Source organism: Calidithermus terrae (assembly GCF_003574345.1).
In the GTDB taxonomy this organism is placed as follows: Bacteria; Deinococcota; Deinococci; order Deinococcales; family Thermaceae; genus Calidithermus; species Calidithermus chliarophilus.
On the sequence record NZ_QXDL01000355.1, the window covers coordinates 1 to 2,381 of the forward strand.

Consider the following 2,381-nt stretch of genomic DNA (forward strand, 5'->3'; position numbering starts at 1 on the left):
CCGCAGCTACATCCAGGGCGGGGGCCGGGTGCTCCTCAGCGGGCAGGACCTGGGCTACGACATCGGCGACACCCCCTTCTACCGCGAGGTGCTGCGGGCCGAGCTCGAGGCCGCCGTCTCAGCCCTCCTCGACCCCGAGCGCATCTGGCAGGCGGCCCATGAGGTGGTCCAAAGCCGCTTCGGCAGCCGCGCCCCCTGGGTGATGGAGCGCTTCCGCGAGGAGTTCGGCGCCCTCGAGCCCGGCCAGCTGCTGCACCACCTCTCCGCCCAGATCGAGAGCGTTCTCGGCAGCTACCACGCCAAGCGCTTCCGCGAGATGGCGACGCTCGCCGAGCGGCCGGTGGCGGAGAATGTCGAGGGGCGGTAGCTGGGCGCCCGGCGCCGAACGCAAGACGCCAGGTGCGGGTCGTACGTCGTACGTCCTACGTCGTACGCAAGACGCAAAACGCTAAACGCTAAACGCCAAACGCGAGACGCCCTGGCCCTCGGCCCTTGGCAAACCACGGGCCTCAGTTCAGGTGCCTCTGGGGCAGGCGCAGGTCGAAGGGCGGGATGGGGACGCGGAAGCGGTGGCCCAGGATGTTTTGGAAGGTGTACCAGCCGCGCATCTGGCCGGGGGGGCGGGCGATGGGGCAGAAGCTGTTGTAGCGGTAGGCCTGGCCGGGCTCGAGCACCGGCTGCTCGCCGACCACGCCCGGGCCCACGACCTCCTCGGGCTGGCCGACGGCCTGGGTGATGACCCAGTGGCGCGAGAGCAGTTGCACGGTCTCGGCGCCGTGGTTGGTGATGGTGATGAAGTAGACGAAGACGTGCTCACCGGGGCGGCTGTGCTGGTCGGCGTACAGCACCTCCACGCTGACTTCGATGTCCTGGCGGATGGGCAGTTCTTCGCTCATCATCGGCTCCTTGGGGGTGTTGACAAGAGGGTAGCGCAGGGGCGGGTGAGTTGGGTAGCCCGCTGCCACGGGCCCCGCTCCACCGGGCGTAGGATGGCGGCGCCCGGGCGATTCTGCTAATTTCATAACCGCAGTCCTGAAATCTGAAGAGGAGGAAGTAACGTGCGCAGCGAACAATACCCCGAGTTCTCCCTCCCGGCGCTGGGCAACGTCCTGGTGCACTCCCTCAAGATGGCCCTCGAGGGCGACGAGCACAACGGCGGCTGGTACAACGGCCTGCTCTTCGCCCTCGAAAACGTCAGCGCCGAGCAGGCCTCGCGGGCCCCCGCCGAGGGCCGCGCCACGGTGGCGGCCCACGCCGAGCACGTGCGCTTCACGCTCGAGGTCGCCAACGCCTGGCTGCGCGGGGAGCGCCCCGAGATCAACTGGGCCGATAGCTGGAAGGTGCAGCAGGTGAGCGAGGCCGAGTGGGAAGCCCTCAAGGCCGGGCTGCGCCAGCAGTACGAAACGCTGCTGGAGATGGCCCACAGCCGCCCCACCTGGCGCGAGCCGGGCGTGGCCCTGATGATCGACAACATCGCGCACACGGCCTACCACGCGGGGGCGATCCGGCAGATGGTGAAGCTGGTGCAGGGTGGGGGTCGATAGTCGAACGCGGGTCGTACGTCCTACGCCCTACGCCGTACGCAAAACGCAAGACGCGAAACGCCAGACGCCTTGGCCCTAGACCCTCGACCCATCACGAGCCACAGGCCACGAGCTATGGCCCGCGGGTCTCCCTTAACACGGCTATGCCGGCCTTGAGCTCCTGGAGGAACTGCTCGAGGCTCAGTCCGGCCAGGCTGGGGAGGAGGCGGTCGGCGGGGCTGAGGTCGAGGTGGCGGGTGAGGAAGTTGGGGACGGCCAGGGCGTACATGCCGGCGGCTTTGGCAGCTTTGACCCCGTTGAGGGAGTCCTCCACCGCGACGCACTCGGCGGGGGCGGTTCCCAGGGCTTGTGCCGCTTTGAGGAAGAGCGCGGGGTCGGGCTTGGTGCGCTCGACGTGCTCGCGGGTGATCACGTGCTCGAAGAACCCGTGCAGGCGGTGTTGCTCGAGGTGCCCCAGCACCCAGCGGGCGCTCGAGCTCGAGGCCACCGCCAGCCTCAGCCCCAGCGAACGGGCCCGCTCGAGCCAGTCGAGCACGCCGGGGAGGGGCTGGAGCTCGGCCAGCAGGGCGTAGAGCTTCTCCCGGCGCTCGCGGTCGAAGGCCTCGCGGTCGAAGGGGCCGATCTGGGCCTCGAGGTGGGCGTAGGGGTCGAAGACGGGGTCGGCGGTGCCCACCCAGGGGAGGTAGTCCTGCAGGGTGAGCTCGCCGCCGTAGCGGGCGTAGGTCTGGGTCCAGGCGGTGTACTCGGCCTGCTCGGTGTCGAGGATGGTGCCGTCGAAGTCGAAGATCAGGGCCTTCATCGGGTCTACCCTACCCCACGGCCCTCACCCCGTCACCC

General features: G+C 69.2%; 4 protein-coding genes. 2 read left to right on the forward strand and 2 right to left on the reverse strand.

The features are described from left to right. Positions 1-367 (forward strand): hypothetical protein (locus Mterra_RS22665; protein WP_170159772.1); only part of this gene is annotated, 367 nt, incomplete at its 5' end. A gap of 142 nt (positions 368-509) precedes the next feature. Here Mterra_RS22665 and apaG read toward each other — a convergent pair. Continuing rightward, positions 510-896, reverse strand: a complete 387-nt coding sequence (gene apaG / locus Mterra_RS20595; RefSeq protein ID WP_119316790.1) for a Co2+/Mg2+ efflux protein ApaG — start codon at positions 894-896, stop codon at positions 510-512. Between the two features lie 162 nt (positions 897-1,058). On the opposite strand from apaG, the gene Mterra_RS20600 reads away from it, so the two are divergent. Then, positions 1,059-1,544, forward strand: a complete 486-nt coding sequence (locus Mterra_RS20600; RefSeq protein ID WP_119316788.1) for a DinB family protein — start codon at positions 1,059-1,061, stop codon at positions 1,542-1,544. A 112-nt stretch (positions 1,545-1,656) separates the two neighbouring features. On the opposite strand, the gene Mterra_RS20605 is transcribed toward Mterra_RS20600, so the two are convergent. Then, positions 1,657-2,343, reverse strand: coding sequence for an HAD family hydrolase (locus tag Mterra_RS20605; protein ID WP_119316789.1), 687 nt, complete (start codon positions 2,341-2,343; stop codon positions 1,657-1,659). Positions 2,344-2,381 lie beyond the last annotated feature (38 nt).

What these genes read in the sequence shown, in the direction of transcription:
- apaG (WP_119316790.1), bottom strand. Translation starts at nt 896, where the DNA reads ATGAGCGAAGAACTGCCCATCCGCCAGGACATCGAAGTCAGCGTGGAG.
- Mterra_RS20605 (WP_119316789.1), bottom strand. Translation starts at nt 2,343, where the DNA reads ATGAAGGCCCTGATCTTCGACTTCGACGGCACCATCCTCGACACCGAG.